This is a genomic window from Burkholderia sp. IDO3, from assembly GCF_003366075.1.
Taxonomy (GTDB): domain Bacteria; phylum Pseudomonadota; class Gammaproteobacteria; order Burkholderiales; family Burkholderiaceae; genus Burkholderia; species Burkholderia anthina.
Window position 1 is genome coordinate 2,390,746 of the sequence record NZ_CP028962.1, and the last position, 16,562, is coordinate 2,407,307.

Consider the following 16,562-nt stretch of genomic DNA (forward strand, 5'->3'; position numbering starts at 1 on the left):
TAAAAACAGTCATCGATTCCCACTCATACGATGAAAAGTGACTTCATTGAGAGCGAACTGGAACTTTACGTTCAACGCCTTCTCGTCCACGAGTTCTACTCGTCCGGCAACGCGTACAAGATGCTGAAGATATCTCCGGGAAAAGAGAAATACCTCGGTTACGACGCAGAAATCGTCGGGCTCACTTCGTTCTACTGTCAGTTCAAGACCAGCGACTTTCTGACGAAAGGAACGCTTTACGACCAGCGAAACAAGTTCTGTGCGACGAAGGGCTGGCCGCTGGCGCCGTTTTACTCCTTCGCGCTCAGGGCGCCGAACGATCCAGCCGACAAGGAGGATCCGACGGTCTGGCAGCACAACATCCTTCACGCGATGTGGAAAAAGAATCCGACCGGCGTCGCTTACGTCGCGCCGATCTTTCACACCCGCCTGGAAATGGAGCTGCATGAGCCATCGCTCTCTCGGGGAGGATGCGTGCTCACATACAACCCTTCCTCCATCGCCATCGAAGTCGCATGTATCGGTGGTCACGAATGGTGCAGGTTGCCGGCGTTCGACGGACTGGTCTCGATCCCCCCTCACACGCAGGTCAAGGTGCTGAAGCACAACTATTGCTTCACCGACCATTCGGACATCACCTTCCATAGTGATCCTGAACCCGTCGACTCGGGCAATACGCTGCACGAGCAACTGACTGCCTTCATTCGTCGCTCGACCGCCCCTGACAATCAGGCGAACGAGACCGCTCGCATGTCGCTGTCCGAAGTCAGGAATCTGCTCGGCTTCGACGAAGACCGTGCCGACTTCCTGGAACGATTCCTCGCGTTCGGCTTGCTGCGCGCAGGGGTCGAACGCCAGCAGCTGCAGCAAGGCGCGGCTCGATTCTTCGACCATAAAGCGGAATGGCTGGAACAACGCCTTGCACTTGCCGCCGCATTGAAAGCTTTTTTCGGTATTTCGACGTTGGGCCTTTTCAGATTCGCCAACGACTGACCGACGGACCTCGCCCGGCCACCGACCGAAATGCGGGAGACGAACGGGGGAGCGGACTCCCCCGCCCCTTTCGTCACAGAAACCACCGATACTCCCGCGCACCGATCTCGTTGCGGAAATCCAGCTCCTCCTGCCGCTTGTTCTCGCAATACACCATCACGAATTCGCTGCCGAGCCCGTCGCGCACGGCCGCGTGATCCTGCATCGCCGCGACGGCCGACAGCATCTCCTTCGGGAAATCGATCCCGCTGCCGCGATCGTCGTTGAGCGGGGCGATCGGCTCCTTCCGCGCGTCGAGCCCGTGCTCCATGCCGGTGAGGATCGCCGCGAGCACCAGGTACGGATTCGCGTCCGCGCTCGCGAGCCGATGCTCGATCCGCAGGTTGCGCGCATCCGACTCCGGAATCCGGATGCACGCGTCGCGATCCTCGAAACCCCAGCTCGCGCGGCTCGCCGCGTTCACCATCGATCCGTAGCGCCGGAACGCATTGTGATTCGGCGCGAACACCGGCATGCAATGCGGCAGCAGCGCGAGACAGCCGGCCACCGCATGCCGCAACGGCCGCTGCCCGTCCGCGGCGAGCAGGTTGCGACCGGCTTCGTCGTACAGGCTCACGTGCACGTGCATCCCGCTGCCCGGCGCGTGCAGATACGGCTTGCCCATGAAGCTCGCGCGATAGCCGTGCCGCAGCGCGACGCCGCGCGTGCTGCGGCAGAACAGCGCCGACCAGTCGGCCGCGCGCAACCCATCGTCGGTGTGGCCGAAATTGATCTCGAACTGCCCGGGGCCGAGCTCGGCCGTGATCACCGTCGCGTCGACGCCCTGCTCGCACGCGGCCTCGACCATCTCGTGCAGCACGTCGGAGAAGCGCGACAGGCGCTCGATGTGCATGTTCGGCTGATCGTCGCGGTCGTCGCTCAGGCGGTCGCGCGGATACTGCGGCATCCCGTCCGCGAGCTGCGCGGCGAACAGGTAGAACTCCAGCTCGAACGCGACGACCGGCCGGATCCCGCGCGCCGCGAACCGCCGCAGCACGCGCGCGAGCACTTCGCGCGGCTCGAACTCGATCGGCGCGTCCGTGCCGTCGGAACTGATCAGCATCTGTGCGAGCGGCTGACGCTCCCAGCGCACCGGCTTCAGCGTGCCCGGAATCAGCCGGCGCGGCGCGTCGGGGTCGCCGTCGTTGAAGCAGTAATCGCCGATCTTGTAGAGGCCGCCCTGCGTGCCGAGCAGCACGCAGTTCTGCGGCAGCTTCAGCAGCGAGCCCGCCGCGACCTTCTCGAGCGCATCGATCGGATAGCGCTTGCCGTAGAAGTGCCCGGGCAGGTCGAGACAGATCAGGTCGACATAACGGATCTCGGGGTGCGCCTGCCGAAAGGCGCGCACTTCATCGACCAGCACGGTAACGACGTCAGCCATGTCTCATCCTTTCCATGTTCTGTATGGCGGTGCCGCCTTGCGGCGACCCGGATTCATCGGCATGCATCAATGCCCCATGCCCGATGTCAATCAGTACTGCAAACCAGCACGCCGGCAACACGGCGACCCGTCGGGCCGCCCTGCCGACAACTCAGGTGAAAACCCAGATCACGCGCGCCGGCGCATCGCTCAGGTTCGCGTACCGGAAGCGCTTGTGCGCAGGCAACTGGAACGCGTCGTTCGGCCCGAGCGTGACGGGCGTGTCATCGCCGTCGACCCAGATCGTCAGTTCGCCTTCGAGCACGAAGCCGCCCTGCTCGTCGCTGTCGTCGACCGGCCGCTCGCCGCTGCTCGCGCCGGGCGCGAGATGGCTTTCGAGGATCGAGAAGCGCGAGCGCATGTTCGGCGACACGAGGATGTCGGTGATGCCGGCCGCGTAATACACGGTGCGCCGCTCGTCGGGCCGCGTGACCCACGGCACGCTGCGCGGCTTGCTCAGGCTGTAGAAATACGTGGTCGGCACGCCGAGCGCCTCGCCGATCGCGGTGAGATCGGCCACCGTCGGGCGCGACAACCCGCGTTCGACCTGCGACAGAAACCCGACCGAGCGGCCGATCCGTTCGGCGAGATCGTTGAGCGTGACCTTGCGATGCTTGCGCAGATCGCGGATCAGGATCGCCAGACTTTCTATTTCTTCCTGTTCGTTCATGTTGGAATCCGGTGCGTCAGACGGTATCGCGCAAACGGTACCAGGCCTTGCCGATCGCTTCCAGCGGCGCGGCGAGGCGGTCGCCGCCGGGGAAGCGCGGGTTGCGAATGCGCTGGTACTGCGCGAGCAGGCGATCGTCGCCGAGCACGGCGTCGGCGACCGCGCGCGCGCCGGCGAGCGTCGGCAGCACGCCATGCCCCGAAAAGCCCTGCAGCCAGAAGCGCTGGCCGCGGCGGCCGATGTCCGGCGTGCGCCGCATGCTGATGTCGATGTGGCCGCCCCACACGTAATCGAGCGGCACGCCGCTCAGTTGCGGGAACACGCGTTCGAGGTGCGGACGCGTCGCCGCCGCGATGTCGGCCGGTATGCCGCCGAGATAGGTGCAGCCGCCGCCGAACAGCAGCCGGTTGTCGGGGCTCAGGCGGAAGTAGTCGGGCACGAACTGGTTGTCGATCACGCAACTGTTCCGCGGCAGCAGCGCGCGTGCGACGTCCGGGGCAAGCGGTGCGGTCGCGACCTGGTACGTGCCGACCGGCAGCAGCCGGCGCGACAGCTCGGGATCGAGCCGGTCGACGTAGGCGTTGCACGCGAGCACGAGCACGTCGGCGCGCACTTCGCCGTGCGCGGTGCGCGCAACATGGCCGCCCGCCGTCTCGCGACACTCGAGCACGCGGCTCTGTTCGAAGATGCGGCCGCCCGCGCGTTCGATCGTCTGCGCGAGGCCGAGCGCGAGCTTCAGCGGATTCAGGTGCCCGGCCTCGGGATCGTAAAGCGCGGCCAGATAGCGCGCGCTGCCGATCCATTCGGGCATCTCGCCCTGCTCGATCACGCGCAGCCGGTCGTAGCCCCACCGCTCGGCCGCTTCGTCGCGGGCCTGCGCGAGCATCGCCACGCGGCGTGGCCTTACCGCCGCCCACAGGCTGCCGGGCCGGTAGTCGATGTCGAAACCGTTTCGTGCGGGCAGCTCGCGCACTTCGGCCGCGGCCCAGCGCATGCTGTCCCACAGCACGCGCGCGCCGTCGCGGCCGAGCGAAGCCTCGAGCGGCTGCATGTCGCACGACCAGCCGAGCAGCGCCTGCCCGCCGTTGCGGCCCGACGCCGCCCACGCGACGCGGCTCGCTTCCAGCACGACCACGCGCTTGCCCGCGAGCGCGAGGCGCAACGCCGTATGCAGCCCGCTGAACCCCGCGCCGACAACCAGCACGTCGGCGTCGATGCGTTCATCCAGTGCGGGACGATGCGGAATCGGCGCCGGGTAGGTGCCGGCGTAGTAGCTTGCGACGTGACGGTCGGACTGCACGAACATGCGGACTCCCGTGAAATTTTCGTCAATTAATTTCATGAAAAATTAGCACGGCAATTTCACGAGAGCAAGAGGGGAAAATGGGGGACGGCGTGGTGATTGCGCACGGCGCTACCCTGCCCGCTGTATCTTTCTCCGCGCCCCGACAGCGCCGATAATGACCACCGTGCAACCCGCGCACGCACCGATGCAAGGAGGCTCCCCGCATGACGATGCGATTCAGGGTGGGCGACCACGTCCGCTGGAATTCCGAAGCCGGTTACGTGACCGGCACGATCATCGCGATCCACACGCAGGATTTCGACTACAAGGGCCATCGGCACCGCGCGTCGTCCGACGATCCGCAATACGAGATCAAGAGCGACCGCACCGACCACATCGCCGCGCATCGCGGCCGCGTGCTCGAACGCATCGACGGCAAGGACAGCGTGTGACGCGCCCGTTCTACACGATCGGTCATTCGAACCGCACGCTCGACGAGTTCGTCGAGATGCTCGACGCGGTCGACATCGCGCTGCTCGCCGACATCCGCAAGATGACGCGCTCGCGCACGAATCCGCAATTCAACGAAGCGACGCTGCCCGATGCGCTGGCCGCGGTCGACATCGCGTACGAGCACATCGCGGAACTCGGCGGCCTGCGCGGCAAGTCGCGCGGCGTGCCCGACGAGGTCAACGACTTCTGGACGAACCGCAGCTTCCATCGCTACGCCGACTACGCGCTGTCGCCCGAGTTTCGAACGGGTCTCGACCAGCTGATCGCGCAGGGGCACGCGCAGCGCTGCGCGATCATGTGCTCGGAAGCCGTGTGGTGGCGCTGTCACCGGCGCATCGTGTCCGACTATCTGATCGCACGCGGCGAAACGGTGCTGCACATCATGGGCAAGCACCGCGTGGAACCCGCACGCCTCACGGCCGGCGCGGTGATCCGGGCGGACGGTTCGATCGTCTATCCGGACATCGAAGGCGATGCGGCAGCGCAAGAACCCGCCGCGCAGCCGGACGAATGACGCGGCACCTGGCGCTCGCCCAACCGACGTTGGCGCGATAACGACACGACGGCACAACGGCATGGCGGCATGATCGCGTGACACGACACGCCCCCTTCGCCCCCCGGCCCCTCACGTCCGAAGCCCCGCGCCTGCCCCCATTTGCGCGCCGGCCATCCTGCATTACCATCGAGCGACCACCGCGCGTGCCCGCCTCCGGCATGCGAGCCCGCCACCTCTGCGCCCCCGCACCGATGCTCGCTCTCATCATCCTCGCCGGCCTGTGGGCCGGCCTGCAGAACGCCCTCGCGGGCGGCGGCTCGTTCGTCACGCTGCCCGCGCTGATCGTGTCGGGCATGTCGCCGCTCGCGGCGAACATCACGTCGACGGTCGCGCTGTTCCCCGGCCAGGTCACCACCGGGTGGGCCAGCCGGAGCATGGTGCAAGGCGCGGGCAAGCTGTCGTTTCGCGCGCTGTTCGCGATCAGCGTGGTCGGCGGCGCGCTCGGCGGGCTGCTGCTGCTGAAAACCCCGTCGTCGATCTTCTCGCACCTCGTGCCGTGGCTCGTGCTGTTCGCGACGGTCGTGTTCGCGTGGGGCAGCTTCTTCCGCAAGCCCGGGGCGGGCGCACGGCATCTCGGCCCGGTCACGGCCGCGATCTCGCAGTTCCTGATCGCGATCTACGGCGGCTACTTCGGCGGCGGAATCGGCTTCCTGATGATGGCCGCGCTGACGATGGCCGGCCTGTCGCCGCGTCACGCGATGTCGACCAAGAACGCGCTCGCCGGCGTGATGAACGCGTCGGCGGTCGTGCTGTTCGTGACCTCGCCCGACCTGCACTGGCGCGCGGCGATCGCGCTCGGCGGCGGCGCGATCGTGGGCGGCCTGCTCGGCGCGTGGGCACTGCATCGCGTCAACGAGCGCGTGCTGCGGATCGGCATCGTCTGCATCGGCGTCGCGCTCACGGTCGGGTTGTTCGTCAAGCCGATCTGACGCACGCGCAGGAACGGCCGGCGCCGGCGCACCGGCAATCGCCCGGCGGCCATGGCCGCACGAACATAGACGCGATATCCGCACCGTTATGAAGTCCGCCCCGCAAGGGCTGCCGGACACCGCCGGCGTCGCGCTCGATTGACGCCCGAAATATCGCTACGTATACATCGAGCTACCCTTCACCCCATCGGCAGCCGGTATGTCCCGACACGTCATCGACGCGCATCTTCTGAAGATTCTTCATACGCTCATCACCGAATCGAGCGTGTCGCGAACCGCGGCGCTGCTCGGGCAATCGCAGCCGACCATCAGCGTCGCATTGCGCCGGCTGCGCGCGATCACCGGCGATCCGTTGCTCGTCCGCAGCGGCAGCCGGATGGTGCCGACCAGCCACGCGATGACGCTGGTCGAGCCGCTCGACCAGGCGCTCGCGGGCATCGCGGCCGTGCTGAATCCCGCCAGCACGTTCGACCCCGCCACGACGCGCCGCACGTTCCGGATCGGCTCGCCCGACTATCTCGACGTGTTCTTTCTTCCCGCGATCGTCGACGCATTCAAGCACGAGGCGCCAGGCGCGCGCATCGAGTTCCAGCACCTGATGACCGTCGACGGCGGATACGAACACGCGCTCGAAAGCGGCACGCTCGATCTCGCGGTCGGCAACTGGGGCACGCCACCGCAGCAACTGCATCTGCAGCCGCTGTGTCGAGACGATCTCGTGTGCCTGATGCGCAACGATCATCCGATCAGGCCCGGCCGGCTCACCGCCAGCCTCTATCGCGAAGCCGACCATCTCGGCGTGACCACGCATCACGCAACGGGGCTCGGCACCATCGACCGCGAACTCGCGCGCGGCGGCCTGTCGAGAAACGTCACGACGACGATGCCGTATTTCGGCATGGCGCCGTATGTACTGATGCGTTCCAACCTGCTGTTCACCACGACGCGCGCGCTGGCGACGCATTTCTGCACGCTGCTGCCGCTGCGCATCGAACCGATTCCGTGCGAGCCGCAGGCGCTGACCTACTACCAGCTCTGGCACGACCGCACGCATCGCAGCGCCGCCGCCGTCTGGTTGCGGCGCCTCGTGTCGGGCGTTGCGAAGACGCTGGTGCCGGACGGCGTGCGCCCGCTCCACTGAAAGGCAAAAAAGCCGCGAGCGAGTGCTCGCGGCAACGAACGGACGGATCCGCGCAGATCGCGCGGGCCACGTCCGCGACAGGGGTCGGTCAGCGAAGGGGCTGCCTGTCGAAGGCGCTCCTGGAAAAGCGCCGGTTCGGGATCGATGCGGCCCGCGCTATGACGGCGCGTCGCCGGCCATCGTCTTCAGCAACGCAGCCTTTTCCGCCGTCGCGGCATCGAGCAGTGCAAAGCCCGTGATGCGCCCGGAATCGGCATCCGCGTAGAGCGCACGCGTCGCACGCGGCGCGTTCCCCACGCCGACGTCGGTGGTCCAGCGCCCGCCGCCGTCCGCCGCGACCACCACGGCGGGAATCGCCGGCGTCTTCACGACGATCGGCATCACGGGAAACGCCACCCGCGTCGGCGTGCCCCGCAGGCACTGTGCGAGCGCGCGTGCCGCGTGCATGATGGGCAACACGTACGGCCGGACACGTCCTTCGATCGCCGCGCAGTCGCCGAGCGCGAAGATGTCCGGCACGCTGGTGCGGCACCAGGCGTCGGTCACGATCCCGTCCGCGACGTCGAGCCCCGCTTCCCGCGCGAGCGCGGTTCTCGGCACGAGGCCGATCGCCGACACCACGAGGTCGGCCTCGAGCGGCTCGCCGCTCGTCAGGACGAGCCGGTACCCGCGTGCGAGCCGCGCAACCGACTGCACGCCCGCGCCGAGCCGCAGGCGCACGCCCGCGTCGCTCAGCGCGCGTCCGAACACGTCGCCGGCCTCCGGCGGCAGCAGCCGCGACAGCGGCGCGTCGGCGGGATCGATCACGGTGACGGGCAGCCCCGCCGCGACCAGATCGTTCGCGAACTCGCAACCGATGAGCCCCGCGCCGAGCAGCGCGACCGAGCGGCAATCGCGCAGCCCGTCGCGAAAGCGCGCGTAGTCGCCCAGATCGTTGATCGACAGGATGTCGGCCGCGCCGTCCCCTTCGCAGTGCACACGCCGCGCATCCGCGCCGGTTGCAAGAACGAGCGCGCGATAGCGCTGCACGCAGCCGTCGTCGAGCACGATCTCGCGCGTCGCCGCGCGAATCTGCCGCACCGCGCAGTGCGTCAGGATGGTCGCGCGCAACTGCGCCGCCATCGCCTGCGCGTCGGACATCGCGAGCTGCTCGAGCGTCTTGCGCTGCGCGAGCGCATTCGACAGTGCCGGCTTCGAATAGAAACTGCCGTCGTCACGGCTGATCATCACGAGCGGCGTCTCGCCGTCGAGCTTGCGCCACTCGCGCGCCGTCGTATAACCGGCGAGGCCCGTGCCGACGATGACGACCGGATCGCTCCGGTTCCCCGACGTTTCGGATGTGCTCATGCCGGCACCACCTGCATGTCGAAGTCGTGCTTGCCGGTCGCGCAGTCCGGACACATCCAGTCGTCGGGCACATCCTCCCAGCGGGTGCCGGCCGCGATCCCGTGCTCCGGCATGCCTTCGGCCTCGTCGTATCGAAACCCGCAGATCACGCATTCCCAGATCTTCATCGCTTCTCCCGTGCGCCGCTCAGCGCGCATAAGACTGGCCGAGACCGAGCTCGCCGAGTGCGCGCCGGTACGCGCCCGACGAACGATCGGCCAGGATCGGCGCTTCATGTGAACGGTCGATCGGCAGATCCTCCGGGCACTGCTGCTCGACGATCGCGCGATCTTCCTCGAAGACCTGGCGATTGAACGCATACACGTCGTCGAGCGGCAAGTCGTGATCGAAATTGCGCGCGATCGGCACGAACAGACGCGTCAGGCGCGCGGAAACCGGGCTGGCCGCATTCAGGATCGCGAGCCGGCCGCCTTCCGGAAAATGCACGGTGAGACGCGCGAAAAACGGTACGTCGACCTCGAACACGCGCCGCCACGGGAAACCCTCCGGCGCGCGATGCTGCATCGCGCGCGGAAAGTTGCTGACGGTGCTCACGTATTCCGCGCGCAGGCCGTTCTCGCGCCGCTCGACCGCGTACTGCGGCACCACCGGATTGCGCCGGTCGGCGAAGCTCTCGTGATGAATCCACGCGAAGTGCGCGACGTCGATGAAGCCTTCCGTCTGCCGGCCGGCCGACGCGCGGATGTCGATCGACGGCGGCAGGATCTGCTGGAAGCCCTCGGCATTCCACGCGGGGAAATCCGGCAGCGGCACTTCGCCGCCGCCCAGCGACACCCACACGAGCCCGTATGCCTGCTGCACCGCATAGGTCGTCAGGCACAGGCGGTCGGGAATCGGGCCGTCGGGCTGCGACGGAATGTGCGCGCATTTGCCGTCTGCCGCATATTCGAGGCCGTGATACGGACAGACGAGCCGGTCGCCCGCCACCCAGCCGAGGCTCAGCGGCGCGCCCCGGTGCGGGCATACGTCGCGCGCCGCGACGATGGCGTCGCCGGATCGGAACAGCACGAGGCGCTCGTCGAGCAGCGTCACGCCGAGCGGGCGCGCGCCCACGTCGGCCGCGAACGCCACCGGATGCCAGTAGCGGCTCAGGATTTCCCAATCGCGCGTGTCGAACGTGCAATTGCGGGGCGGAAGCGGCGCGCGTGACCGAGTCAACGGCACGACCTGGGTATGCGTCATTCGAGTCTCCATACAGTGGTTGTCGTCGGCGCGACGCCTGCCGGATATCCGGACGTTGCCGCGCGGAAACCACGATATACGGAGCGCCGCGCCGCGCCCATCGATGCACCGCCATGTACTTCATGTCGACGTCGGCATGGACGACCGACGTGCCACCGGTCGCGACGCACCGCCAATTGATGAGCAAACCGCAAGACGTCTTTCGGATATCTCGTTTGCGGTCGTGCCCGCGTCCGTCGACAATCCGGGGCTGCCATCGTCATCGCCTGCTCGCGGGCAACGCTCGGCAATCCGCGGCCGGCGCCCCCCCCTTCATCATCCGCCGCCGGCCCGGCACATCGCGTCACACACGCTCCCGACATCGGCGCTTCGCGCGGCGGCGGAACGCTAGCCGCCGCCCCCGCCCGATACCTTCCCGGCCAACAATAAATAGAGGTAGGAGATGCAGGACAACTCATTGAGGCAGAGCCTCAAACAACGACACATCACGATGATCGCGCTGGGCGGCGTGATCGGCGCGGGCCTGTTCGTCGGCTCCGGCGCGATCATCGCGACCGCCGGCCCCGCGGCGATCCTGTCGTACCTGATCGGCGGAGTGATCGTCACGCTGGTGATGTTCATGCTCGGCGAAATGGCGTCGCGCAATCCGGACAGCGGGTCGTTCTCGACGTATGCGAGCGCGTATCTCGGCGAATGGGCCGGTTACGCGGTCGGCTGGCTGTACTGGTTCAAGTCGATGATGACGATCACGGTCGAGGCGATCCTGCTCGGCGCGATCCTCCACGATTTCCTGCCGTGGCTGCCGATATGGGGCGGCGCGCTGTTCATGCTGGTCACGCTGATCGCGAGCAACGCGTACTCGGTGCGCGCGTTCGGCGAGGCCGAATACTGGCTGTCGTTCGCGAAGGTGACGACGATCATCATCTTCATGGGGCTCGGCCTGTCGATCCTGCTCGGCTTCCAGCCGCGCATTCCCGCGCCCGGCCTCGTGAACCTGACGGATCACGGCGGCTTCATGCCGAACGGCATCTCGCCCGTGCTCGCGGGCGTGATGGTCGTGATCTTCTCGCTGGGCGGCAGCGAAATCGCGGCGGTCGCCGCCGGCGAATCGGAGAACCCGGGCAAGAACGTGATCCGCGCGATCAAGAGCGTGATCGTGCGCGTGATGCTGTTCTACGTCGGCTCGGTGTCGATCCTGATCCTGTGCATGCCGTGGACCGACAAGGCCAACCTGAAATCGCCGTACGTGTCGCTGTTCGCCATGGCGGGTTTCACCGGCGCGGCCATCGCGATGAAGCTCGTGCTGTTCGTGTCGTTCATGTCGGTGATGAACTCGTTCCTGTTCTCGAACTCGCGCATGCTGTTCTCGCTGAGCCAGCGCGGCCACGCGCCCGCGATGTTCGGCCGCACCAACGCAAAAGGCGTGCCGATGAACGCGCTCCTGCTGTGTCTCGGGCTCTGCGTGTCGATCCTCGCGATTCACTTCGTCAGCGGCGGCGACCTGTTCCAGATGCTCGCGAAAAGCAGCGGCGCGTTCGTGATGATCGTGTGGATCTTCATCATCGTCGCGCACTTCGCGATGCGCCGGCAGACGAAACACGCACAGCGCGATCCGTCGGCGTTCCGCGCGTGGTTCTATCCGGTATCGAACTGGATCGCGCTGCTCGCGCTGGTCGCCGTGCTCGGCTCGCAGGCGTTCAACCCGGATTCGCAGTTCCAGTTCTGGTTCACGGTGTCGACGGCGCTGGCGATCGTCGCGTCGTACTTCATGCGACGCAAGTCGTCGTCGCTCGGACAGGCATCGGTGCGCTGAGCGGTCGGGCAGCCGCGCGGCGGCCTCGACCCGCGACACACGCGGGTGCGGCGGCCGGTTCGTGCGCGCCCGCCGGTCAACCCTGGCAGGCGCGGCCGTTCAACCGAACGGCCGCACGCCGATCAGCAGGCCATGCAGGAACAGCGCGAACCCGGCCCACACGATGAGCCCCGCCACGACGGCGACGATGTCGCCCGACAGCCGGCCCGGCGGATAGCGGACGCCATCGCGGCGATCGCGAGTGCGCGACACGACGAAATCGATCAGCGACCACACGAAGAACGCGCCGAACAGCACGACCGCATGCAGCGTGCCGTTCACGAGCAGGTGCGCGACCGCCCACACCATCACGCCGGCCAGCATCGGATGATGGACGAGCGGCTTGATCCGGTTGCGCGGCACGTACGCGGCGGCGATCAGCACGAACGCAACGGCGGTCAGCACGCCGGTCAGGTGACGCACGCCGACGGGCGACACCCACAGCAGCGTCACGTTCTCGCGCGCCAGCCCGTAGCCGCGCACGATCAGCACGAAGCCGACGATCGACGCAATCGCATATCCGGCCTTCCAGCCCTTCTCGCCGATCCGCCCGATCATCGCGGTACGCCAGCCGTCGGCCACGATCCGGATCGAGTGCACACCGAGGAAGATCGCTAAACCGAGAATCAGGACGCGCATCGGCTGTCTCCGTGTGGAGTGATGAGTGGGGAAGGCATGCCGCGCGGCGTTCGATGCGCCGTTCGCGGCGCCGGCGTCGGAGCCGGCACGGGGAACGCGAGACGCGAATGCGACCCGCGCCGATCATAAACGCCGCAACCGCCGTTGTGAAGCATCGGGAATGTGCGGTGCGGCAAGCCCGGTGCTTTCGTGTACCTCGTGCGCGATGTGTCGTCCGGCTCGCCCGGCAAGAACAAAACGGAAAGAAAGGACAACGGACATCCCGCCGCCGTAACGGTGTGCGGCGGATGCTACGGTTGCTTGCGCTTCGACACGGGTTTCGGGGCGGACTGTGCGGCGGGTTTCGTGGCCGGCTTCGCGCCCGCTTTCGCGGCGGGTTTCGCAGCCGCTTTCGCGGCCGGCTTCGGCGACGGCTTCGCACTCCGTTTCGCGGCCGGTTTCGACGCTCCCGCCGATTCCGGCCCCTTCGCCGGTTTCGGCCCGGCCACCTTCTTCGCCTTGCGCTTCGGCGCACCCGCCAACAGCGCCGCGCGATACGCGCTGCGGCACCAGTCGAACAGCGCGCCGGCATCCTCGAGCACGTCGGCCGGCGTTTCGTAATAGCCTTCGAGCGCGACGGTGCGCGTGCGCCCCGTGTACGAGAACGGTCCCATCCCCGCCGCGACGAACGCCGGCCGGTTCACGTCGTCGACCCGCAGGAACAGCGACCCGCGCGCGAGAAACCCGAACATCACGCCATCGAGCCGCATCGCCGCGCCGCTGAAGAACCGCGTGACGCCGACACGGCCGAGGCTCGCGATCCGATACGCGATCTCTTCGCCATGCGCCTTGTCCGCCTGCCAGCTCATCGGCCGCTCGCTCGGGCTAGCCGGTCACGCAGCGCCGGTACAGCGCTGCGTCCACGCGTCGAGCCGGGCATCGTCGAAGCCGACGAGCGCCGCGCTTTCGCGAATCTGCCGCCACGTCGCGCGATCGACCGGAATGCCGTCGGCGCCACGCTCGGCGCGACTCGCCTCCTCCGGCTCGCCGGGCATCCGCACCGGCGCATCGCCCGCCTGCGGCGACGCCTTCGCCCACGCGACGAACGCATCGGCCTCGCGCTGTGCATCGGCCGCATCGAACGCGTTCGGGTCGATCAGCACCGACAGCATCCCGTTCACGATCGCGCTCGTCTTCTGCAGCGTGTCGCCGTACGTCGTATGGCCGCCGACCAGCGCGCCGCCGAAGATCTCGCACATCGCGGCCAGCGCATAGCCCTTGTGCAGCCCGAACGGCAGCAGCGAGCCGAACGGCTGCGCGTGCATGACGGCCGGATCGTCGGTCGGCCGGCCGAGATGATCGATCAGCGCCCCGGCCGGCACGCGCTTGCCCTGGTTATGGGCGACGCGCGTCTTGCCGTATGCGATCGCGCTCGTCGCGAAGTCGAGCAGCAGCGGCGGCCGACCCGCGCGCGGATACGCGGCGCAGAACGGATTCGTGCCGAAACGCGGATCGGTGCCGTGCAGCGGCGCGACCAGCAGGTCGCCCGGCACGTTGACGAAGTGAAACGACACGAGCCCCGAGCGCGCGCATTGCTCGGCCCAGTGCCCGATGCGGCCGAGGTGATGCACGTCGCGCAGCCCGATCGCGCAGATGCCCATGCGGCGCGCGCGCTCGATGCCTTCGACCATCGCCTCGAACGCGATCACCTGGCCGAAGCCGCGTCCGCCGTCGACCGTGAGCACCGCGCCGCCGTCGCGGACGATCGACGCGTGCCCGTTCAACTGCAACTGCCCTTCCCGCCACGACGCGACGTAGTTCGGGATCATCCCGATCCCGTGCGAATCGTGACCCGCGAGATTCGCGCCGACCAGATGATCGGCGACGAGCCGCGCCTCGCGCTCGCTGCTGCCGGCCCGCTCCCACAGTGCCGCGACGAAGGCATGCAGCGGTTCGGCGCGCATGCGCAGCGGTTCGGTATCGGGTGTCGACAGCGCGGTCATCGGCAAGGCTCCGTCGGATCGGGTCGAGGCGGGATGGGCAGCAACGGCGCTCAGCGCGCGGACGCGATCACGTCCGCTACCGCCGCGGTGAGCTTCTTCGCGTACAGCACGTGCAGGAACTCGTTCGGGCCGTGCGCGTTCGACTTCGGCCCGAGCACGCCGCACACCATGAACTGCGCGGACGGGAAACCGGCCTGCAGCACGTTCATCAGCGGGATCGTGCCACCGAGGCCCATGTATGCGCAGTCCGCACCGAAGTGGCGGCGCGATGCGGCATCGAGCGACGACGCGAGCCACGGTGCGAGATCCGGCGCGCTCCAGCCGGTCGCGGCGCCCGCGTCCGGCTTGAACGTGACCTTTGCGTTGTACGGCGGATCGAGTTCGAGCAGCGCCTTCAGCTGCTGCACGGCCTGCGCGGCATCGACGAGCGGCGGCAGGCGCAGCGACAGCTTGAACGCGGTGCGCGGACGCAGCACGTTGCCCGCATCGGCGAGCGCCGGCATGCCGGCCGCGCCCGTCACCGACAGCGACGGACGCCACGTCGAATTCAGCAGCGCCTCGCGCGGGTCGGTCGTGGTCGGCAGCACCGGCTTGCCGTCATTCCCGCAGGCCCACGGCAGCCCCTTCCACACGGTGTCGCCGAGAATCGCGGCGGCCGCGTCGGCTTCGCGCACGCGGCTGTCCGGAATCTCGCAATGGAACACGCCCGGCAGCAGGTTGCCGTTCTTCGCATCTTCCAGGCGGTCGAACAATTGGCGCATCACGCGGAAGCTCGACGGCGCGATGCCGCCGTACACGCCCGAATGGATGCCTTCCTCGAGCACCTCGACCTGCAGGTCGCCGGACACGAGCCCGCGCAGCGACGTGGTGAGCCACATCTGGTCGTAGTTGCCGGCGCCCGAATCGAGGCACACGACGAGCGACACCTGGCCGAGCCGATCGCGCAGCGCGTCGACGTACGGCAGCAGGTCGTAGCTGCCCGATTCCTCGCAGGTCTCGATCAGGCCGACGCAGCGCGGCCGCTCGATGCCCTGCTCGTCGAGCGCGCCGAGCGCCGCGAGGCTTGCGTAGATCGCGTAGCCGTCGTCCGCGCCGCCGCGGCCGTACAGCTTGCCGTTCTCGAACTTAGGCGTCCACGGGCCGAGGTCCGCGCGCCAGCCGTCGAATTCGGGCTGCTTGTCGAGGTGGCCGTACAGCAGGATCGTGTCGGTGCTGCCCGAGCGCGTGGCGGGCGTTTCGAAGAAGATCACCGGCGTGCGGCCGGGCAGACGCACGATCTCGAGCTTCAGGCCTTTCACCGGCTGGCGCTCGGCCCACTGCGCGGCATCGGTCACGACCCGTTCGAGATACCCGCGCTTCGCCCAGTCGGGGTCGAATGCGGGACTCTTCGCGGGGATCGCGATGTAGTCGGTCAGTGCGTGGAGGATTTCATCGTTCCACTTGCGCTCGACGAAGGTAACGAGCTTGTCATGGTCGAGGACGGGGGTAGTGTCGACGGAGGTCATGATGGGGGTGCCTGGATCGGGCTGACGAAAACCCGGATGATACGCCGATGGCCCCCGCCCGGGGCCGTTTCGGCGGCCTTTTCCGCAGCCTTTTCAGGGTCGCGTTCGGGTCGGCTTTCCGTGTCCGTTTTCGCCCCCCTTTCCACGCGCCGTGCCGGTGCCGCCTGCCGCGCCCGCTCAGCCGCCCGGCGGAAATGCGTCGCGCAGCCCGCCGCACATGCCAGCGCGTCGCCCCACAGGCGCTGCGTCAGCACCCCCGCGTCCTCCTCGCGTGCAAGCGCCGCGGCCTCGCCCGACCACAGCAGCGAGAAATCGGCCCGCCCGTCGCGTTCGTACGCACCGCGCAGCGGATCGACGAGGGCCGTCGCGAGCGGGAACGCGGGCGCAAGCGCGCTCAGCGAACCGACCATCGGGGCCTGGTTGACATCCTCCGCCGCCTGAAGGCGGCG

At 67.9% G+C, this 16,562-nt stretch carries 17 protein-coding genes; 6 read left to right on the top strand and 11 right to left on the bottom strand.

Features of this window, described 5'->3' with window-relative positions; translation table 11 throughout:
- The first annotated feature begins 30 nt into the window (after positions 1-30).
- A complete protein-coding gene (locus tag DCN14_RS10930) occupies positions 31-993 on the top strand; it encodes a hypothetical protein (RefSeq protein ID WP_096508149.1) in 963 nt (320 codons plus the stop codon).
- Between the two features lie 73 nt (positions 994-1,066).
- Here DCN14_RS10930 and DCN14_RS10935 read toward each other — a convergent pair whose 3' ends face one another.
- The 3 genes from DCN14_RS10935 to DCN14_RS10945 form a co-directional block, all read right to left on the bottom strand.
- Positions 1,067-2,413, bottom strand: coding sequence for a glutamine synthetase family protein (locus tag DCN14_RS10935; protein WP_096508150.1), 1,347 nt, complete (start codon positions 2,411-2,413; stop codon positions 1,067-1,069).
- 151 nt (positions 2,414-2,564) lie between these two features.
- The gene (locus tag DCN14_RS10940; protein WP_096508151.1) at positions 2,565-3,122 is read right to left on the bottom strand and encodes an XRE family transcriptional regulator; all 558 of its coding nucleotides are present in this window, start codon (positions 3,120-3,122) and stop codon (positions 2,565-2,567) included.
- Between the two features lie 16 nt (positions 3,123-3,138).
- Positions 3,139-4,428, bottom strand: coding sequence for an FAD-binding oxidoreductase (locus DCN14_RS10945; RefSeq protein ID WP_096508152.1), 1,290 nt, complete (start codon positions 4,426-4,428; stop codon positions 3,139-3,141).
- A gap of 203 nt (positions 4,429-4,631) precedes the next feature.
- Between DCN14_RS10945 and DCN14_RS10950 the strand changes: the two genes are divergently transcribed.
- From DCN14_RS10950 to DCN14_RS10965, 4 genes are all read left to right on the top strand, one after another.
- On the top strand, positions 4,632-4,859 hold the full coding sequence (locus DCN14_RS10950) for a DUF2945 domain-containing protein (protein ID WP_096508153.1): 228 nt from the start codon (positions 4,632-4,634) through the stop codon (positions 4,857-4,859).
- The gene (locus DCN14_RS10955) at positions 4,856-5,434 is read left to right on the top strand and encodes a DUF488 domain-containing protein (RefSeq protein WP_096508154.1); all 579 of its coding nucleotides are present in this window, start codon (positions 4,856-4,858) and stop codon (positions 5,432-5,434) included. The genes DCN14_RS10950 and DCN14_RS10955 overlap by 4 nt, the downstream gene beginning before the upstream one ends.
- A gap of 233 nt (positions 5,435-5,667) precedes the next feature.
- Entirely contained in the window at positions 5,668-6,405 is a 738-nt protein-coding gene (locus tag DCN14_RS10960; protein WP_096508155.1) for a sulfite exporter TauE/SafE family protein, read from the top strand.
- 199 nt (positions 6,406-6,604) lie between these two features.
- Positions 6,605-7,546 (top strand): LysR substrate-binding domain-containing protein, encoded by a 942-nt coding sequence (locus tag DCN14_RS10965; protein WP_096508156.1) that lies wholly within the window; start codon positions 6,605-6,607, stop codon positions 7,544-7,546.
- A gap of 156 nt (positions 7,547-7,702) precedes the next feature.
- On the opposite strand, the gene DCN14_RS10970 is transcribed toward DCN14_RS10965, so the two are convergent.
- Genes DCN14_RS10970 through DCN14_RS10980 form a run of 3 tightly spaced genes read right to left on the bottom strand, consistent with a single transcriptional unit; the run spans position 7,703 to position 10,135 of the window.
- Entirely contained in the window at positions 7,703-8,893 is a 1,191-nt protein-coding gene (locus DCN14_RS10970) for an FAD-dependent oxidoreductase (protein WP_096508157.1), read from the bottom strand.
- Positions 8,890-9,060, bottom strand: coding sequence for a rubredoxin (locus tag DCN14_RS10975; protein ID WP_096508158.1), 171 nt, complete (start codon positions 9,058-9,060; stop codon positions 8,890-8,892). The genes DCN14_RS10970 and DCN14_RS10975 overlap by 4 nt, the downstream gene beginning before the upstream one ends.
- Before the next feature lie 19 nt (positions 9,061-9,079).
- The gene (locus DCN14_RS10980) at positions 9,080-10,135 is read right to left on the bottom strand and encodes an aromatic ring-hydroxylating dioxygenase subunit alpha (protein ID WP_096508159.1); all 1,056 of its coding nucleotides are present in this window, start codon (positions 10,133-10,135) and stop codon (positions 9,080-9,082) included.
- 442 nt (positions 10,136-10,577) lie between these two features.
- Between DCN14_RS10980 and DCN14_RS10985 the strand changes: the two genes are divergently transcribed.
- Positions 10,578-11,948 (top strand): amino acid permease, encoded by a 1,371-nt coding sequence (locus DCN14_RS10985; RefSeq protein WP_096508160.1) that lies wholly within the window; start codon positions 10,578-10,580, stop codon positions 11,946-11,948.
- 99 nt (positions 11,949-12,047) lie between these two features.
- Here DCN14_RS10985 and DCN14_RS10990 read toward each other — a convergent pair whose 3' ends face one another.
- The 5 genes from DCN14_RS10990 to DCN14_RS38685 form a co-directional block, all read right to left on the bottom strand.
- On the bottom strand, positions 12,048-12,626 hold the full coding sequence (locus tag DCN14_RS10990; protein WP_096508161.1) for an NnrU family protein: 579 nt from the start codon (positions 12,624-12,626) through the stop codon (positions 12,048-12,050).
- A gap of 290 nt (positions 12,627-12,916) precedes the next feature.
- Positions 12,917-13,474 (bottom strand): TfoX/Sxy family protein, encoded by a 558-nt coding sequence (locus tag DCN14_RS10995; protein ID WP_096508162.1) that lies wholly within the window; start codon positions 13,472-13,474, stop codon positions 12,917-12,919.
- 24 nt (positions 13,475-13,498) lie between these two features.
- A complete protein-coding gene (locus DCN14_RS11000; RefSeq protein ID WP_096508163.1) occupies positions 13,499-14,608 on the bottom strand; it encodes a malate/lactate/ureidoglycolate dehydrogenase in 1,110 nt (369 codons plus the stop codon).
- Between the two features lie 50 nt (positions 14,609-14,658).
- Complete coding sequence (locus DCN14_RS11005) at positions 14,659-16,113, bottom strand: M20 family metallopeptidase (RefSeq protein ID WP_096508164.1); 1,455 nt, start codon at positions 16,111-16,113, stop codon at positions 14,659-14,661.
- Entirely contained in the window at positions 16,110-16,523 is a 414-nt protein-coding gene (locus tag DCN14_RS38685) for a hypothetical protein (RefSeq protein ID WP_240327207.1), read from the bottom strand. Before DCN14_RS38685 ends, DCN14_RS11005 begins: the two co-directional genes overlap by 4 nt.
- Positions 16,524-16,562 lie beyond the last annotated feature (39 nt).